Here is a 16,089-nt window from a genome sequence, read left to right on the forward strand (position 1 = left end):
CCGATGGAGCGTGTGAGGATCAGGAAGGGCGGGGCGGACGACATCCCCGCGATACTCGGGATGCTGGACAGCGCGGTCGTCTGGCTGAACGCGCGCGGCATCACCGCCCAGTGGGGCACCGAGCCGTGGTCGTCCAAGCCCCGGGCGGTGCGGCGCGTGCACGAGACCGTCACCGAGGGCTCGCCGTGGATCGCCGAGATCGGCGGCGTACCGGCCGGAACGCTGACGCTGACGCCGTACCCGGGGCCTGATGTCGCCCCCGCCGACGAGCCGGAGCTGTACGTGCGGTTCCTGGCCACCGACATCCGGTTCCACGGGCGGGGCGTGGGCGGGGCGCTGTTGGCGCACGCGGTCGAGGAGGCCCGGCGGCGGGGCGTCTCGCTGCTGCGGGTGGACTGCTTCGCCGGCGGCGAGGGGCGGCTCGTGGACTACTACGTACGCCATGGATTCACGCCCACGGATGCCTTCACGGTCGGCGAGTGGCCGGGGCAGGTGCTGGAGCGGCGGGTGTGACGGAAGGGGCCCACCGCTTGCGAGGTGGGCCCCTTCCCGGCCGTTACGCCGCCGTGGCCAGCTGCTCGCGCGGGACGAACCGCACGTGCGGGTGGCCCGGGCGCAGGTCGACCTTCAGGCGCAGCCCGCCCACCCGGGCCAGCACCAGGCCGATCACCACGGCGGCGACCAGCGAGACGGCACCGCCCGTGGCGAAGCCGACGCGGGCGCCGTAGGTGTCGGTGATCCAGCCCAGCAGGGGCGCGCCGACCGGCGTACCGCCGACGAACACCATCATGTAGAGGCTCATCACCCGGCCCCGCATCACCGGGTCGGTGGCGAGCTGGACCGACGAGTTGGCGGTGACGTTGACCGTCAGGCCGAACATGCCGATCGGCACCAGCAGCAGCGCGAACAGCCAGAAGGACGGGGAGAACGCGGCGGCGATCTCCAGGACGCCGAAGGCGACCGCCCCGCCGACCAGGAGCCGCAGCCGGGAGGTGCCGCGCCGGGCGGCGAGCAGGGCGCCGGCGAGGGAGCCGACGGCCATCAGGGTGTTGAGGAAGCCGTACGTACCCGCTCCGGCGTGGAAGACGTCGTCGGAGAACGCGGTCAGCCAGATGGGGAAGTTGAAGCCGAACGTGCCGACGAAGCCGACGAGCGCGATCGGCCAGATCAGCTCGGGGCGGCCGGCGACGTACCGCAGCCCTTCGCGCAGCTGTCCCTTGCCGCGCGGCGCCCGCTCCACCTGGTGCAGCTCGCTGCTGCGCATGAGGAGGAGGGAGGCGAGCGGGGCGAGGAAGGACAGGCCGTTGACCAGGAAGGCGTAGCCGCTGCCGACGGACGCGATCAGGGCGCCCGCGACGGCGGGGCCGATGAGGCGGGCCGACTGGAAGTTGGCCGAGTTCAGGCTGACGGCGTTGCGGACGTGGGCGGGGCCGACCAGTTCGGAGTAGAAGGACTGGCGGGCCGGGTTGTCGACGACCGTGACCATGCCGAGCAGGAACGCGATCAGGTAGACGTGCCAGACCTGGACGTGGCCGGAGAGGGTGAGGACGGCGAGCGCGAGACCGCACAGACCGAGGGCACCCTGGCTGAGCATCAGCAGGTTGCGCTTGGGGTAGCGGTCGGCGATGACACCGCCGTACAGGCCGAAGAGCAGCATCGGCAGGAACTGCAGCGCCGTCGTGATGCCGACGGCGGCGGCGGAGCCCGTGAGGCTGAGGACCAGCCAGTCCTGGGTGATACGGGCCATCCAGGTACCGGTGTTGGAGACGATGGCCCCGGTGAAGAAGAGCCGGTAGTTGCGGACCTTGAGCGAGGAGAAGGTCCGGTTGCCGGTCGTGTCGTGGTGGTTGGGGTTGTGTGCGGGTGCGGAGTCTGCTGCTCCGGGTCCCGTACTCAAAAGGGTCGCCTCCTTGGTGCGTCGTACGTCTTACAGGTGTGCGAGCTTCTCCAGCACGGGTGCGGCAGCACGCAGCTTTGCCCACTCGTCCTCGTCCAAACCTTCGGCGAGGGATGCCAGCCAGGCGTTCCGCTTGCGGCGGGACTCCTCGAGCATGGCCTCGGCCGTCTCGGTCTGGCTGACGACCTTCTGCCGGCGGTCGTCGGGGTGCGGCTCCAGCCGGACCAGGCCCTTGGCTTCGAGCAGCGCCACGATGCGCGTCATCGACGGCGGCTGGACGTGCTCCTTGCGGGCCAGCTCACCGGGGGTGGCGGAACCGCAGCGGGCGAGGGTGCCGAGCACCGACATCTCGGTGGGGCTCAGCGATTCGTCGACGCGCTGGTGCTTGAGGCGTCGGCCCAGCCGCATGACGGCGGAGCGCAAGGCGTTCACGGCGGCTGCGTCAGCGGGGTCGCCGTGGGAGAGGTCAGGCATGTATTTAGCGTAACTCATTACCCAGGCTAAATACCACCCGGTAGGCGGGGAGTGGTACGGGTCACCCGAATGAGTGAGAGGGCGCCGGAAAGTGACGCGGGGGCGGGGTGGGGCGGCGACCCTGGGCGGCATGAGATCGACAGTGCTCAGCCTGCGGATAGACGGAGAGCTGCTCGACCGGGTCCGGCGCCATGCCGCCCGAAGCGGAATGAGCGTCCAGGACTACGTGGTCCGGACGCTGGTCCGCGACGACTTCGACGAACGCTTCGAGGCGGCGGTGGACGAGACGGACCGGTTCTACGGCGCGTAGCCCCGCGCGGGGCGGCCGGGCGGGCTGCCCGGCCCCCTGCCCGGTTTGGCTGTGGCCCCGGCTTCCCGGTGTGGCTGACCGGCCCGGTTGCCCGGTTTGGCTGCGGTCCGGCTGCCCGGTCCGGTTGCCCGGTTTGGTGGCTCGGGCGGTTGCGGCGGCTTGGCGGGCCCGGCGGGCGCACGTTCCTGGTTCGCTTCGGGGCGCGGTGCGGGGCGGCGCCTGCCGGTGGGTGGGGGCGTGGCCCCTCCGGGCTCGTCTCCTCGAGGCCGGCGGCCTTGGGTTACGTCGGATAGGGAGCCCAACGGTCGCCGCCAACCTCTGCGGGGACGACCCTGCACGGCCCCACCCCGGCCGGTGGCCGTCGAACGGTACGTTTCGCTCCCCTGGAAGCGGCCGCGTGGCTCGGGAGGCACGGGGCGGGCCCCGGCGGGCGCGTACGGCCCAGCGCCGGGGCGTGGGCCGCGCCGTCAGGGAATGCGGGGCCCTCACGGGGTGCGGGCCCCGCGCCGTTGGACGGCGCGGGGTGAAGCCGGCGTTACGTGAGGCCCAGCGCCGGCATGGCGTAGTAGAAGGCGAAGACCGCCGAGACGACGTACATCGCCACCGGGACCTCACGGCCGCGACCGGCCGCGAGGCGGAGCACGCTGAAGGCGATGAAGCCGATGCCGATGCCGTTGGTGATCGAGTACGTGAACGGCATCATCACCATCGCCAGGAACGCGGGCACCGCGATGGTGAAGTCGCTCCAGTCGATGTCCTTGACGGACCCCGCCAGGATCAGGAAGCCCACCGCCAGCAGCGCGGGGGTGGCCGCCTGGGAGGGGACCATCGTGGCGATCGGGGTGAGGAAGAGCGCCACCGAGAAGAGCGCGCCCGTGACGACGGACGCCAGGCCCGTACGCGCGCCCTCGCCGACGCCCGCCGTGGACTCCACGAAGCAGGTGGTGGCCGAGGAGGAGCTGGCGCCGCCGGAGGCGACGGCGAGGCCGTCGACCAGGAGCACCTTGTTGATGCCGGGGAAGTTGCCGTCCTTGTCCATCAGCTTGGCCTCGTCGCCGACGCCGAGGATCGTGCCCATCGCGTCGAAGAAGCAGGAGAGGAGAACCGTGAAGACGAACAACGAGCCGGTCAGCAGGCCGACCTTCTCGAAGCCGCCGAAGAGGCTGACCTGCCCGATGAGCCCGAAGTCGGGCGTGGCGACGGGGTTGCCGGGCCACTTCGGGGTGGTCAGGCCCCAGGACGGGATGGTCGCGACCGCGTTGATGACCATCGCGACGATCGTCATGACGACGATCGAGATGAGGATCGCGCCCGGCACCTTGCGGATGATCAGCGCGAGGGTGAGCAGCGCGCCGAGGACGAAGACCAGGACCGGCCAGCCGGTGAGGTGCCCGGTGGCGCCGAGCTGGAGCGGGACGGTGGTGTGGGCGGCGTCCGGGATGCGGGAGACGAAACCGGAGTCGACCAGGCCGATCAGCATGATGAACAGGCCGATGCCGATGGCGATGCCCTTGCGCAGGCCGATGGGTACGGCGTTCATCACCCGCTCGCGCAGGCCCGTCGCCACGAGCAGCATCACCACGAAGCCGGCCAGCACGACCATGCCCATGGCGTCCGCCCACGACATCCGGGGCGCGAGCTGGAGGGCGACGACCGTGTTGACGCCGAGACCGGCCGCCAGGGCGATCGGTACGTTGCCGATGACGCCCATCAGGAGTGTCGAGAAGGCGGCGGTCAGCACGGTGGCGGTGACCAGCTGACCGCTGTCGAGCTGGTGCCCGTACATGTCCTTGGCGCTGCCGAGGATGATCGGGTTCAGCACGATGATGTAGGCCATCGCGAAGAAGGTCGCGAATCCGCCGCGTACCTCTCGGGCGACCGTGGAGCCACGCTCCGAGATCTTGAAGAAGCGGTCCAGGCCGCTGGTCGGCTGCTGGGGGGACGGCGGCTGGGCGCCGGCGTCCATCAGCGCGGTGGCCGAGGAGGGCATGCGAAACCTCATGGTGCGGGTGGGGGCGAGGGCGGTCATGACCGATCACATTTGGCCATTCACACAAAAGGAACGGTCAGACACAAGACGTTTCAGTATGAACGCATCATGCGAAGATCGGTATCTCCGCGCGTAGAACCCCGCCCCGCAAGGGTCCCCGGGGGCCTCCGAGCCCCCCGCCTACACTGTGCGCATGGCGAAGTGGACCCCCAAGCACGAGGCACCCGAACCCCTGGAGGGGCCGGTCGTCGCCACGATCACCGGCGGCACGATCCTCTGGTTCGCCCTCTTCCTGGTGCAGGTCCCCTTCTACGGCTGGTTCGCCGACCGCGACCTCACGTGGTGGGTGTGGACCTGCCTCGCCGGCGGCGGGCTCGGCCTGATCGGTATCTGGTACGTCCGCAGGCGTGACGCCGCGCTCAAGCGGGCGCAGGCGCGGACGCGGACGCGGACGCGGCCCAACGAGCCGCATGAGCCCCCGGACGCCACCCGCCCCTGAGGGTCCCCGCGCTGATCTGATCAGGTAATGAATGGCCGCGCGCTGCGTGTCGGCCCGCCTGCGCCGCACCGCATGCGGCCGATCATGCACCCATGATCATCACCATCGCGGTGGCCTGTGCCGCGCTCATCGTGGGACTCGTGGCCCACTGGTTCACGCGCGGCCGGATCGAGGCCACCGGAACCGAGCCGTTGACAGTGCGGGATTTCATCGCACCCCTCCAGACCCTGACGATCTTCGTCCTCGCGTTCGTGCTCGTCACGGCGTCCACCTCCAACGGCAATGCGGACGAGGCGGTACGCCAAGAGGCCGGTGTGGTGGACCACATGTTCGAGGCGGCCGACTTCGCCCCGCCCGCCCAGCGGCAGCGGCTGCAAGCCGATGTCGTCTGCTACCTGCGCGCCGTACGGTCCGAGGAGTGGCCCGCGATGGCCGACGGCCGGAGCTCGACGGCGCCGAGCGCCTGGAGCACCGACTTCCGTGTCGCGCTCCAGGGCATGAGCGACGCCCCCGCGCTCGGCATGCTGGTATCCGCCGACAAGGACCGCTCGCAGGCTCGTCAGACCCGGCTCGCCGAAGCCACCCCGGCGATTCCCAACCCCGTGTACTACCTGATGCTCGCCGCCCTCGCGATCCTGATCGTCACCCTGGCCCTGTGCCTGCCCCGCAGGAACACGGTCCTGATCTCGGCCGGGCTGGTGGTCCTGACCGGCCTGCTCACCGGGGTGATGCTGGTCATCCGGGACGTCGAACGGCCCTTCAGCGGCGTCATCCAGATCCAGCCAAGCGCCATCACGGCCGTCGAGCACGATGTGACCGAGGACTTCATCGCGGCGTACGGCAAGAACCGCCTCCCCTGCGACGAACAGGGCCGTCCGAAGCGGATCGCCGCCTAGCCGCGCCGCTTGGGGGCCGGTCCTCCGGAGCATGGCCCGCGGTCGCGTTGCACACCGAGCGCCGCGACGGGGGCACCGCCACCCGGGCACGGCACGGGACCGGCCCGTACGGCCACGGGACCATCTGCGTCCTACCGGAGTCGGATCTTTGCGGCGCTCGGCGGGTGAGCCCAGACTTCCGGTCGTACCGTCGAGAACATGACGCAGCGGGCGAAGATCGAGACCGACGGCCCCGACGGCCCCGACGGCGCCGGTCACGGCGGGCCCATCATCGACGCCGGGGCCGAGCTCGACCCCGTCCACCCCGTACCGCCGCCCGTCCGGCACCGGCCCGCCGGGCTGACGGCCGCCGAGGTGGCCGAGCGGGTCGCGCGGGGCGAGGTCAACGACGTACCTGTACGCAGCTCCCGCTCCACCACCGACATCATCCGCGGCAACGTCTTCACCCGCTTCAACGCGATCATCGGCGTCCTGTGGGTGATCATGCTGATCGTCGCGCCGATCCAGGACAGCCTGTTCGGGTTCGTGATCATCGCCAACACCGGCATCGGCATCATCCAGGAGCTGCGCGCCAAGAAGACCCTCGACGGGCTCGCCCTCATCGGCGAGGTCAAGCCCACCGTCCGGCGGGACGGGGTCGCGGCCGAGGTGTCGACGTCGGAGATCGTCCTCGGTGACTGCATCGAACTCGGGCCGGGCGACAAGGCCGTCGTCGACGGGGAGGTCGCCGAGGCCGACAACCTGGAGATCGACGAGTCGCTCCTCACCGGCGAGGCCGACCCGGTCCTGAAGAAGCGCGGCGACCAGATCATGTCCGGCAGCTTCGTCGTCGCGGGCGGCGGGGCGTTCACCGCCACCAAGGTGGGGCGCGAGGCGTACGCGGCGCAGCTCGCCGAAGAGGCGTCCCGCTTCACCCTCGTCAACTCCGAGCTGCGCAACGGCATCTCCACGATCCTCAAGTACGTGACGTGGATGATGGTCCCGACCGCGATCGGGCTCATCATCAGCCAGCTCGTCGTCAAGGAGGTCGACTTCAAGGACTCCGTGGCGCGGACCGTGGGCGGCATCGTGCCGATGATCCCCGAGGGCCTGGTCCTCCTCACCTCCGTCGCCTTCGCCATCGGCGTCATCCGGCTGGGCCGCAAGCAGTGCCTGGTGCAGGAGCTGCCCGCCATCGAAGGGCTCGCCCGCGTCGACGTCGTGTGCCTCGACAAGACCGGCACGCTGACCGAAGGCGGCATGGACGTCACCGAACTGCGGGCCCTGAACGGCTCCGACGAGGCGTACGTACGCACCGTCCTCGGCGCGCTCGGGGAGTCCGACCCGCGCCCCAACGCCTCCCTCCGGGCGATCATCGACGCCTACCCGGACAACGAGCGGTGGCGGTGCACGCAGGCGCTGCCGTTCTCCTCCGCACGCAAGTACAGCGGCGCCACCTTCAACGAGGGCGACGGGCAGACCAGCACCTGGCTGCTGGGCGCCCCCGACGTCCTCCTCCCCGACGGCGACCCCGTCCTCGACGAGATCGAGGACCTCAACCAGCAGGGGCTGCGGGTCCTGCTCCTCGCGAGCGTCACCGGCGAGCTGGACGACCACGAGGTCGCCGCGACCGCCCGCGCCACAGCCCTCGTCGTCCTGGAGCAGCGGCTGCGCCCGGACGCCGCCGACACCCTCGCCTACTTCGCCGACCAGAACGTCGCCGCCAAGGTCATCTCCGGCGACAACGCCGTCTCGGTCGGCGCCGTCGCCGGCAAGCTGGGCCTGCCCGGCGCCGAGCACACCGTCGACGCCCGCCGGCTGCCCGCCGAGCGGGCCGAGATGTCCAAGGCGCTCGACGAGGGCGCCGTCTTCGGGCGCGTCACCCCGCAGCAGAAGCGGAACATGGTCGGCGCGCTCCAGTCCGGTGGGCACACGGTCGCGATGACGGGCGACGGCGTCAATGACGTCCTCGCCCTGAAGGACGCGGACATCGGGGTCAGCATGGGCTCGGGCTCGGAGGCCACGAAGGCTGTGGCGCAGATCGTCCTGCTCAACAACAGCTTCGCCACCCTCCCCTCCGTCGTCGCCGAGGGCCGCCGGGTCATCGGCAACATCACGCGCGTCGCGACCCTCTTCCTCACCAAGACGGTCTACTCCGTGCTGCTGGCGATCCTGGTGGTGTGCAGCGGCATCGAATACCCCTTCCTGCCCCGCCACCTCACCCTGCTGTCCACCCTCACCATCGGCGCGCCCGCCTTCTTCCTGGCCCTCGCGCCCAACAAGGAGCGGGCGAAGCCGAACTTCGTACGGCGGGTGATGCGGTACGCGATCCCGGGCGGGATCGTCGCGGCCGCGGCGACCTTCACCACGTACCTGCTGGCCCGCACCCACTACAGCGGGCCGGACGCGCTGAGCGCCGAGACGAGCGCGGCGACGCTCACGCTGTTCCTGGTGTCGATGTGGGTGCTGGCGATCGTCGCCCGGCCCTACACGTGGTGGCGGATCGCGCTGGTCGCGGTCATGGGCGCGGCGTTCCTGCTCGTACTCGTCGTGCCCTGGCTCCAGGACTTCTTCGCGCTGCGGCTGGTGGGCACGACGATGCCGTGGGCGGCCGTGGCGATCGCGGCGGTGGGTGCGGCGCTCGTGGAGCTGGCGTGGCGGGTGGTGAACCGCAGGTTCCCGGCGTAGGCAAGCCCTGGCGAGCCCCCAGGGCTGAACGGCTGAACCGGTCAGCACATCCGCTCGCGTCACCCCTGCCCGTTCGATTTGTCCCGTACATTCCGGCACGGCAGTGACACGTCGAACTAGGACATAAGGTGTGTGCGCATGACGACGGTGCTCGGCTACCGGAGCGACACGATCGTCGACCTGATGCGGGTCGACGACACCGACTGCGGAGAGGAGTGGCTCAAGAACGCCCTCCAGATGGCGATGCTGGTCGAGCTGGCCACCATCCCCCCGTACTCCTGCGGACTGTGGTCCATCAAGGACCCGCAGAAGGACAAGGACGTCCACCACGCCATCCGCGAGATCATCTTCGACGAGATGTCCCACCTCGGGCTGGTCGGCAACATCCTCAGCGCCATCGGCGGCACGCCCGTCCTCGCCGACCCCGCCACCGTCCCCACCTATCCGGGCGCCCTGCCCGGCGGGGTACGCCCCGAGCTGAAGGTGTACCTCAGCGGGCTGAACAAGGACGCCGCCGACCTGTACTCGCAGATCGAGAAGCCGGACCGCCCGCTCGCCGCCTACGCCGACAAGGAGACGTACACCTCGATCGGCGCCTTCTACGACAAGGTCCGCACGGCCCTGAAAACCAACAAGGCCCTCTTCGACACCGGCCGCGGCGGGCCCCAGATGGAGTTCGACCTGTCGAAGAAGCACGGCGAGGGCAACGCCATCAAACCCATCCGCACCTGGCAGGACGCCGACACCGCGATCGGCATCATCATGGCGCAGGGCGAGGGCACCCACGCCTCACCCGACAATCCCTTCCCCGGCAAGCCCGGCGAGCTGGCCCACTACTACGTCTTCCGCGAGCTGTACCACGGGCGCAAGCTCATCAAGGTCCACGACGGCTCCAAGCCCACCTGGGACTTCAAGGGCCCCGAGATCCCCCTGCCCGCCTCCCACCCCATGGGCCGCGTCCCGGCCGGCGGCTGGGCCGCCGACCAGCAGAACGCCCCCGCCCACGGCGTCGAGGTCATGCTCGACGAGTTCAACGCCCACTACAGCTCGATGCTCCGCTCCCTCCAGGCGACCTGGCGGACGCCGGACAAGCAGCAGCAGACCACCCTCGTCGCCAACGCCATCAAGTCCATGGGCAACATGCGCACCCTGGCGCGCGTCCTCGTCAGGATCCCGCTGCCCGACGGCAAGGGCAGCACCTATGGCCCCGAATACCGCTACGTCCAGCGGGAACCGTAAACGCTCCTCAGTCGAACCAGCGGTCGCGGGCCAGCTCCGCCGTACGGGACGGGTCCTCCAACAGCGCCGCCACCTCGAAACGGCGCGGCCACTGCCCGGCCGCCCACGCCAGCCCCGCCGCCACACCCTCCAGGGTGGCCGCGTGGACGGTGCCGTCCGGGGTGCGGCGCCAGTCCAGTTCGACGCCCCCCGCGCGCAGCTCCTCGTGCTCGACGTACGTCGCGGGCGTACCCGGCCCGAGGAGGGCGTGCACCGACTCCGGTACGTCGTGCTCCTCGCCGTCCGACGTGACCTCCGCCTCGACCTCCTCGCTCAGCCGCCGCACCTGGAGCAGCTCCGCCAGGTCTGCCGCCCGCGCCGGGGCCACCGGCAGCAGCGGCCGTCCCTCGGTGAGGGGCAGCAGGTCGGGCGCGTCCGCGACCAGCGCGTCCGCCGCGTCCACCACCCGCACCTCGCCGTCGACGACCGCGCGCAGCTCGTCGGGGAGGGTGACCTGCTCGGGGTCGAGGTCCGCGAGGGCCGTGTACAGGCCGTGCAGCTGGGCGCCGGTCACCTCCCGCTCCGGGTCGGCGAGGCGGCCCAGCAGCTCGGCGGCACCGCCCGGCTCGTCCAGCAACGCGGCGACGGAGGTGCGTACGCCCAGGGCGCGCAGCACCTGCGCGTCGGCGAAGCCGGTCGTGTCGGCCGGGTCGTACAGGCCCTCCAGCAGCGGGTCCGCCCCGGCGGCGCGCAGCCCGGCCGGGCGGCGGCCGTCCAGCACCGGGTGGTCGCGCAGCCACCAGGCGGTGTACGAGCGGACCGTCTCGGTCGTGCCGTCCGGCAGCAGGACGCGCACCGGCTGGGTCAGCGCGTCGCGCAGCGGCGGCCGGGCGAGCAGCGCCAGCGCCCGGGGCCAGGCGTCGTCGTCGACCAGGTCCAGGTCCCGCACGGCGACGATCTCGGTCGCGACCGGCGGCACCGGCGTCTCGGGCAGCCGGTCCAAAACGTCCTCGCACCACACGTCCACGGCGTCCAGCAGCCCGACGTCGTCCGGCTCGGGGAAGTCTCCGTCGCGGGGCTCCAGTTCGTCCGGGTCCAGGACGACGTCCGTGGCGCGTACGAGGGCGAAGTTCGCGAGCACGCCGCACGCGGCGAGCGGCTGCTCGCCCCAGCGCTCGGCCAACTCGGCGTCTACCAGCGCCAGTTCGTCCTCACCCATGACGGCGGCGAAGTCGCTGCCCGGCAGCACCAGTTCACCGGCCGGGGCAAGCTCCCCGTCCTCGTCGGGCAGCGCGAGCGCACCCAGCCACGGCTCGTCACCCGGCTCCAGACCGGCGTCGCGTACGAGGGTGAGGACGGTGTCCGCCAGCTCGTCGGCGTCCAGCGCGTCCTCGTCCCACATATCACCGGCGTCCAGCGATGCGGCGACGGCGGCCCGCACCTGCGGCGTGGTGAGCACGGCGCGCGGGGTGGCCGGCAGGGCGCCGAGCTTCTCCAGGAGCGGGTGAGCGGCGTCCGGGTGGGCGACCTTCAGGCCCAGCCTCGTCAGGTCGGCCGGCGTGTCCGGCAGCGGCAGCAGGACGTGCCGGGGGCCGGTCGCGGTACGGCCACCGACGAGCGGCACGGGCAGGCCGGTCAGCCGGTCGGGGTCGACGCCCGCCAGCGACTCGTACAGCCGGTGCCACCACTCGGGGGTGCGTTCAGTGCCCGCCAGCCGGTCGATCGCGTCGCCGAGGGGCAGGCGGGCCACACCCAGGGCGCGCAGCTCGGTACGGCGCTCCAGACCGGCGGGCAGCAGCGTCGGCAGGACCTCCGCCAGGACGCGTACGGTGTCGGCGCCCGCGCCCTCGACGACCTCCGCCTCGAACGGGCGCAGCGCCGTCAGCTCCTCCGTGGCCGCCGCCGGCGCCAGGAACGCCACGCGCGGCAGCAGCTCCAGCACGGCGCCCCGGATCTCCCCGTCGAGGACGCCCTTGCCGAGCGGCCCCGGCACCAGGTCGATCGTCCCCGTCGACACGGGTCGCCACTCGGCCAGCAGCTCGGCGTACGCGTCGGCCGCCCGCCGCACCAGGAAGTCGGTGAGCGGACCGGGCGCCGGGTGGCGGCGCGTGGTGTCGAGCGGGAACGTCGCGATGAGCAGCGCCGGGATGCCCAGCGGCTCGTCGGTGGGCGTCGGCGCGTGCACGACCGGTGCGGTACGGGGGTGGACGGGCGCGCCCTCGTCGTCCACGGGCACGGCCCAGGTCACCGCCCAGTGGGGCCGCAGCCGCTCCTCGACGGGCCGGTCCTTGAGCAGCTCGGCGTCGATGCCGCCCTGGTGGGTGACGGTCCGCCACCGCCGCGTCCCACTGTCGCTGTCCTCGATGTGTACGTACGCGTCCTGCTGCGTACGCGTCAGCACGCGCTGCCCACCCGGCGTCTCGACGACGACCTCGGTGAGCCCCGGCAGCGTCAGCAGCAGCGCGTCGTCGATCCCGGCGAGCAGCCGCTCGACCAGGTCCACGGCGGCGGCGTCCCGCAGCGGCAGGATCACCACCGTGTCGTACCCCTCCGGCGCGGTGCCCTCGGCGGGCAGCGGCAACCGCAGCAGCGGTACGTGGCCGTCCCGGCGGCGCAGCTCGTCGCCCAGGCCGAGGCTGGCCTGCGCGGCCTCGGCGGCCATTTCGCGGGCCTCGCGCAGCGACCACCGCACGCCCCCGTGCCGGCCCACGATCGCCGGCTCGTCGCTCACCGCCAGCACCGCGGCGAACCCGACACCGAACCGGCCGACCGCGCCCTCGTGGCCCTCCCGCTTGGCGGACGCGCGCAGCGTGCTCAGCGACTCGACGCCGGTCGCGTCCAGGGGCGCGCCGGTGTTGGCCGCGGCGAGTACGGCGGGGCCGTCGGCGTCGGCGGCGTGCAACGTGAGCCTCAGCCGCCCCGGGACACCCGCGCGGGCAGCGGCGTCGGCGGCGTTCTGGGCCAGCTCGACCACCAGGCGGTCTCGGTACCCGCCAAGCGCCAGGTCCTCCTCGGCGTTGGCGTCCTCCCTGAACCGGGCGGGCCCGGCGCCCCACGCGTCGAGCACCCCACGCCGCAGCCGCGCGGTCCCGAACGGGTCGGCCCCATCGGTCGCCGTCGCCCTCACGCTCACGTCGTGCTCCGCTCTCTTGGACTTGTGCTTGTAGCTACGGGGCCCGAAGGTACCGCGTGACCGAGGCCGACGGTTTTCCCCCACCCCTCCCCCTACGGCCTGGCGGGCGTGGGGGGACCCCCACTCCCCGCAACCGGTGGCTCCGCCCCCGGACCCCAGGGTTGCTGCTGCGGGGGCTGACGCCCCCGCACCCCGGGGTGCGGCAGCTTCGCGCCGCGCAGGTGCGCGGGGCTCGGCTCGGCCGCGAAGGGGGACGCGCAGTGGGTCGTGTTCTGGGCGTAAAACGACTGAGCTTGCGAAGGAGAGCCCAGGACACGACCCACGGAGCGGACCCCAACGGCACGCCCCCGCGCACGGGCAACCCCGCAGGGCGCGGCCCACCGGAGCCGGGCGGAGCCGCCCGTGAGGGCGCCACCGACCGGGGGGAGGGCTAGCTGTGGCCCAGGTCCTCGGAGGCGGCGTCCGGGGACACCGGGGGCACCGAGCCGCTGTCGCGGGCGGGGCGCAGCGGGAACTCGTCGGCGCCCATCGAGTCCAGGACCGGCGGGGCCGGGCGCGGCGGCTTGGGCATGACGGCCGCCTCGGAGTGCCCGCCGCAGCCGTACGTCAACGACACCACGTGCCCGTCCGCCGGCGAGAACTCGTTGGCGCACACGCCGAACGCCTGCTTCAGCGAGCCGCCCAGCGGCATCAGGAACCCGCACGTCACGCACGACGCCGGGGCGGCCTGGGCCATCGGGGTCTTCGCCCCGTAGGACTCCTCCCACCGGTCGGCCGCGACATGCAGCCCGTACCGCGAAAGGACCCGCGCCCGCCGCAGCCCGAGCTCCTCCGCGACGGCCGCGATGGTGCCGCGCGAGGGCGTACGGGTGACGAGGTCGGCGTCCTCGGAGTCGACGAGCTCGGCCATCTCCTCCGAGACGGGGGAGTTCGGCGGCGGCGCGTCCTCGCCGGTGTACCCGGGCTCCAGGCGGAGGTCGTCCTGCTCCGTGGGCAGCAGGTCGCCGGGCCCGAGGTCACCGGGCCGCAGCCGCTCGCTCCACGGCACCCACTCGGGGGCGAGCAGAGCGTCGGGCCCCGGCAACATCACCGTCTCGTCGAGCGTGACGGCCTTCGCGCGGGACGCGCGGGCCACGGTCACCGCCCAGCGCCACCCCCGGTACCCGGGCTCCTGGCACTCGAAGAAGTGCGTGACGACCCGGTCGCCCTCCGCCACGACACCCGTGTGCTCGCCCACCACCCCGGGCGCCGCGGCCTCCTCGGCCGCCTCCCGGGCGAGGTCCACCGCCTCGGCGCACAGGCGGTCGGGGGCGGGGGTACGCGCAGTACGGCTTCGCGTCGTCGCAGCACTCACAGGTCTCGCTCATCTCCTACGCCGTCTCACAGGTGCGCCGGCCGATTCGCGATGTACGGGCGGCGGGCGGAGCGGACCAACGGGCCGCATCGACGTCCGCGCCCGACGTGTCTCGGGCACACCTATCGTCATCCATTCTGCGGGATGCCGAAGAGGCGCGCGGCCGGGAACTTCCGCCGGTGGCGCGCTACGCACGCTACCCCCTCCGCAGCCCGCCGCCCACCTGCCCGCCCCAAGTAGCTCTCATCACGGTTCGCGGAAGGGGCTGCTGGGGCACTATGACGAGGTGGCAGCCGTGAGGTCGTCCGACGATGCCGGGCCGCTCCAGAGGGCGGGCCGGCGGGTGGGCCGTGCTCTGCACCTGCCGTTCACCGGCACGGCGCGCGGTATCCGAAAAGCGACGCACGCCCACGGCGCGGGCGAATCGGGCCTCGGCAAACTGATCGAGCTGCACGCCGTGAACGGCGCCGGCGACGTCATGATCACCGTCGCCCTCGCCTCCACGGTCTTCTTCTCCGTACCGACCGACGAGGCCCGCGGCCGGGTGGCGCTGTACCTCGCCATCACCATGGCCCCGTTCACCCTCCTCGCGCCCGTGATCGGCCCGCTCCTGGACCGCATCCCGCACGGCCGGCGCGCGGCGATGGCGGCCGCGATGGGCACCCGCGTGGTGCTCGCCATCGCCCTGTCGGGCGCGGTCGCCACCGGCGACCTGGAGCTGTATCCGGCGGCGCTCGGCGTACTGGTCGCGTCGAAGGCGTACGGGGTGGTGCGCAGCGCCGTCGTTCCCCGTCTCCTCCCCCACGGCTTCTCCCTGGTGAAGGCGAACTCCCGGGTCACCCTCGCCGGCCTGCTGGCGACGGGCATCGCCGCACCCGCCGGGGTCGGGTTGCAGCAGATCGGGCCGCAGTGGCCGCTGTACGGGGCGTGTGTGCTGTTCGCCGGAGGAACGTTCCTGGCGCTGTCGATGCCGCACAAGGTGGACTCGGCGAAGGGCGAGCGCAAGGCGCACATGCTGACGCACGGCGAGCAGAAGCCGAGCCTCCGCACGGTCGGCCCGTCCGTCCTGCACGGCCTCCAGGCGAACGCCGCGCACCGGGTGCTGTCCGGCTTCCTGATCTTCTTCCTCGCCTTCCTGCTGCGCGAGCATCCGCTGTCGGGGCAGAGCGCGGCGGTGTCGCTGGGCATCGTCGGCGTGGCGGCGGGTGTCGGCAACGCGTGCGGTACGGCGCTGGGCGCACTGCTCAGGTCCCGGGCGCCGGAGCTGATCGTCGCCGCGATGGTGACGCTCGCGATGACGGCGGCGATCGTGGCGGCGGTGTTCTTCGGCGGGGTGGCCGTGGCGGCCCTGGGGGCGGTGGCGGGGCTGTCGCAGGCCCTGTCGAAGCTGTCGCTGGACGCGATGATCCAGCGGGATGTGCCGGAGGTCGTCCGCACCTCCGCCTTCGCCCGCTCGGAGACGCTGCTGCAGATGTCGTGGGTGGTGGGTGGCGCGATCGGCATCGCCCTGCCGCTGAACGGCGCCCTCGGCATGTCGGTCGCGGCGGGGATCCTGGCGCTGGGCGTGGTGGTGACCGTACGGGGCCTGCTGGCGGCGGCGCGGCGCGGCACGCCGCACCCCCGCGTGGCGTGACCCGGGCCGACGTATAGC

The 16,089-nt window shown here is 72.4% G+C and carries 12 protein-coding genes; 7 read left to right on the plus strand and 5 right to left on the minus strand.

What is annotated here, in order from left to right:
- Positions 1-3 precede the first annotated feature (3 nt).
- On the plus strand, positions 4-513 hold the full coding sequence (locus BKD26_RS16580; RefSeq protein ID WP_084898653.1) for a GNAT family N-acetyltransferase: 510 nt from the start codon (positions 4-6) through the stop codon (positions 511-513).
- Between the two features lie 43 nt (positions 514-556).
- Here BKD26_RS16580 and BKD26_RS16585 read toward each other — a convergent pair whose 3' ends face one another.
- On the minus strand, positions 557-1,897 hold the full coding sequence (locus BKD26_RS16585; RefSeq protein ID WP_084898655.1) for an MFS transporter: 1,341 nt from the start codon (positions 1,895-1,897) through the stop codon (positions 557-559).
- 30 nt (positions 1,898-1,927) lie between these two features.
- Positions 1,928-2,371: a MarR family transcriptional regulator gene (locus BKD26_RS16590; RefSeq protein ID WP_073757279.1), complete on the minus strand. Its 444-nt coding sequence runs from the start codon at positions 2,369-2,371 to the stop codon at positions 1,928-1,930.
- Between the two features lie 130 nt (positions 2,372-2,501).
- On the opposite strand from BKD26_RS16590, the gene BKD26_RS16595 reads away from it, so the two are divergent.
- Positions 2,502-2,681 (plus strand): ribbon-helix-helix protein, CopG family, encoded by a 180-nt coding sequence (locus tag BKD26_RS16595; protein WP_084898910.1) that lies wholly within the window; start codon positions 2,502-2,504, stop codon positions 2,679-2,681.
- A 535-nt stretch (positions 2,682-3,216) separates the two neighbouring features.
- Here BKD26_RS16595 and BKD26_RS16600 read toward each other — a convergent pair.
- On the minus strand, positions 3,217-4,671 hold the full coding sequence (locus BKD26_RS16600) for an NCS2 family permease (RefSeq protein WP_084898656.1): 1,455 nt from the start codon (positions 4,669-4,671) through the stop codon (positions 3,217-3,219).
- A 193-nt stretch (positions 4,672-4,864) separates the two neighbouring features.
- Here BKD26_RS16600 and BKD26_RS16605 point away from each other — a divergent pair, with 193 nt between their 5' ends.
- The 4 genes from BKD26_RS16605 to BKD26_RS16620 all read left to right on the plus strand — a co-directional run bounded on the left by BKD26_RS16605 (position 4,865) and on the right by BKD26_RS16620 (position 9,972).
- A complete protein-coding gene (locus BKD26_RS16605; RefSeq protein WP_084898658.1) occupies positions 4,865-5,170 on the plus strand; it encodes a DUF2530 domain-containing protein in 306 nt (101 codons plus the stop codon).
- 92 nt (positions 5,171-5,262) lie between these two features.
- Entirely contained in the window at positions 5,263-6,066 is an 804-nt protein-coding gene (locus tag BKD26_RS16610) for a DUF4239 domain-containing protein (RefSeq protein WP_084898660.1), read from the plus strand.
- 198 nt (positions 6,067-6,264) lie between these two features.
- Complete coding sequence (locus tag BKD26_RS16615; protein WP_084898662.1) at positions 6,265-8,733, plus strand: HAD-IC family P-type ATPase; 2,469 nt, start codon at positions 6,265-6,267, stop codon at positions 8,731-8,733.
- 138 nt (positions 8,734-8,871) lie between these two features.
- On the plus strand, positions 8,872-9,972 hold the full coding sequence (locus BKD26_RS16620) for a ferritin-like protein (RefSeq protein ID WP_084898663.1): 1,101 nt from the start codon (positions 8,872-8,874) through the stop codon (positions 9,970-9,972).
- Positions 9,973-9,979: 7 nt separating this feature from the next.
- Here the strand turns inward: BKD26_RS16620 and BKD26_RS16625 are convergent, their stop codons facing one another.
- Together BKD26_RS16625 and BKD26_RS16630 are read right to left on the minus strand one after the other, a co-directional pair.
- On the minus strand, positions 9,980-13,078 hold the full coding sequence (locus BKD26_RS16625) for a molecular chaperone Hsp90 (protein WP_084898912.1): 3,099 nt from the start codon (positions 13,076-13,078) through the stop codon (positions 9,980-9,982).
- Positions 13,079-13,514: 436 nt separating this feature from the next.
- Positions 13,515-14,438, minus strand: a complete 924-nt coding sequence (locus BKD26_RS16630) for a DUF3027 domain-containing protein (protein ID WP_084898665.1) — start codon at positions 14,436-14,438, stop codon at positions 13,515-13,517.
- 286 nt (positions 14,439-14,724) lie between these two features.
- Here BKD26_RS16630 and BKD26_RS16635 point away from each other — a divergent pair, with 286 nt between their 5' ends.
- Positions 14,725-16,071: an MFS transporter gene (locus BKD26_RS16635; RefSeq protein ID WP_084898667.1), complete on the plus strand. Its 1,347-nt coding sequence runs from the start codon at positions 14,725-14,727 to the stop codon at positions 16,069-16,071.
- Positions 16,072-16,089: the final 18 nt, after the last annotated feature.

It is taken from the genome of Streptomyces sp. CB03238, assembly GCF_002099185.1.
In the GTDB taxonomy this organism is placed as follows: Bacteria; Actinomycetota; Actinomycetes; order Streptomycetales; family Streptomycetaceae; genus Streptomyces.

Excerpts from the sequence above, each read along its gene's own strand:
- BKD26_RS16580 (WP_084898653.1), top strand. The coding sequence starts at position 4 with ATGGAGCGTGTGAGGATCAGGAAGGGCGGGGCGGACGACATCCCCGCG.
- BKD26_RS16590 (WP_073757279.1), bottom strand. The coding sequence starts at position 2,371 with ATGCCTGACCTCTCCCACGGCGACCCCGCTGACGCAGCCGCCGTGAAC.
- BKD26_RS16595 (WP_084898910.1), top strand. The coding sequence starts at position 2,502 with ATGAGATCGACAGTGCTCAGCCTGCGGATAGACGGAGAGCTGCTCGAC.
- BKD26_RS16600 (WP_084898656.1), bottom strand. The coding sequence starts at position 4,671 with ATGCCCTCCTCGGCCACCGCGCTGATGGACGCCGGCGCCCAGCCGCCG.
- BKD26_RS16605 (WP_084898658.1), top strand. The coding sequence starts at position 4,865 with ATGGCGAAGTGGACCCCCAAGCACGAGGCACCCGAACCCCTGGAGGGG.
- BKD26_RS16610 (WP_084898660.1), top strand. The coding sequence starts at position 5,263 with ATGATCATCACCATCGCGGTGGCCTGTGCCGCGCTCATCGTGGGACTC.
- BKD26_RS16615 (WP_084898662.1), top strand. The coding sequence starts at position 6,265 with ATGACGCAGCGGGCGAAGATCGAGACCGACGGCCCCGACGGCCCCGAC.
- BKD26_RS16620 (WP_084898663.1), top strand. The coding sequence starts at position 8,872 with ATGACGACGGTGCTCGGCTACCGGAGCGACACGATCGTCGACCTGATG.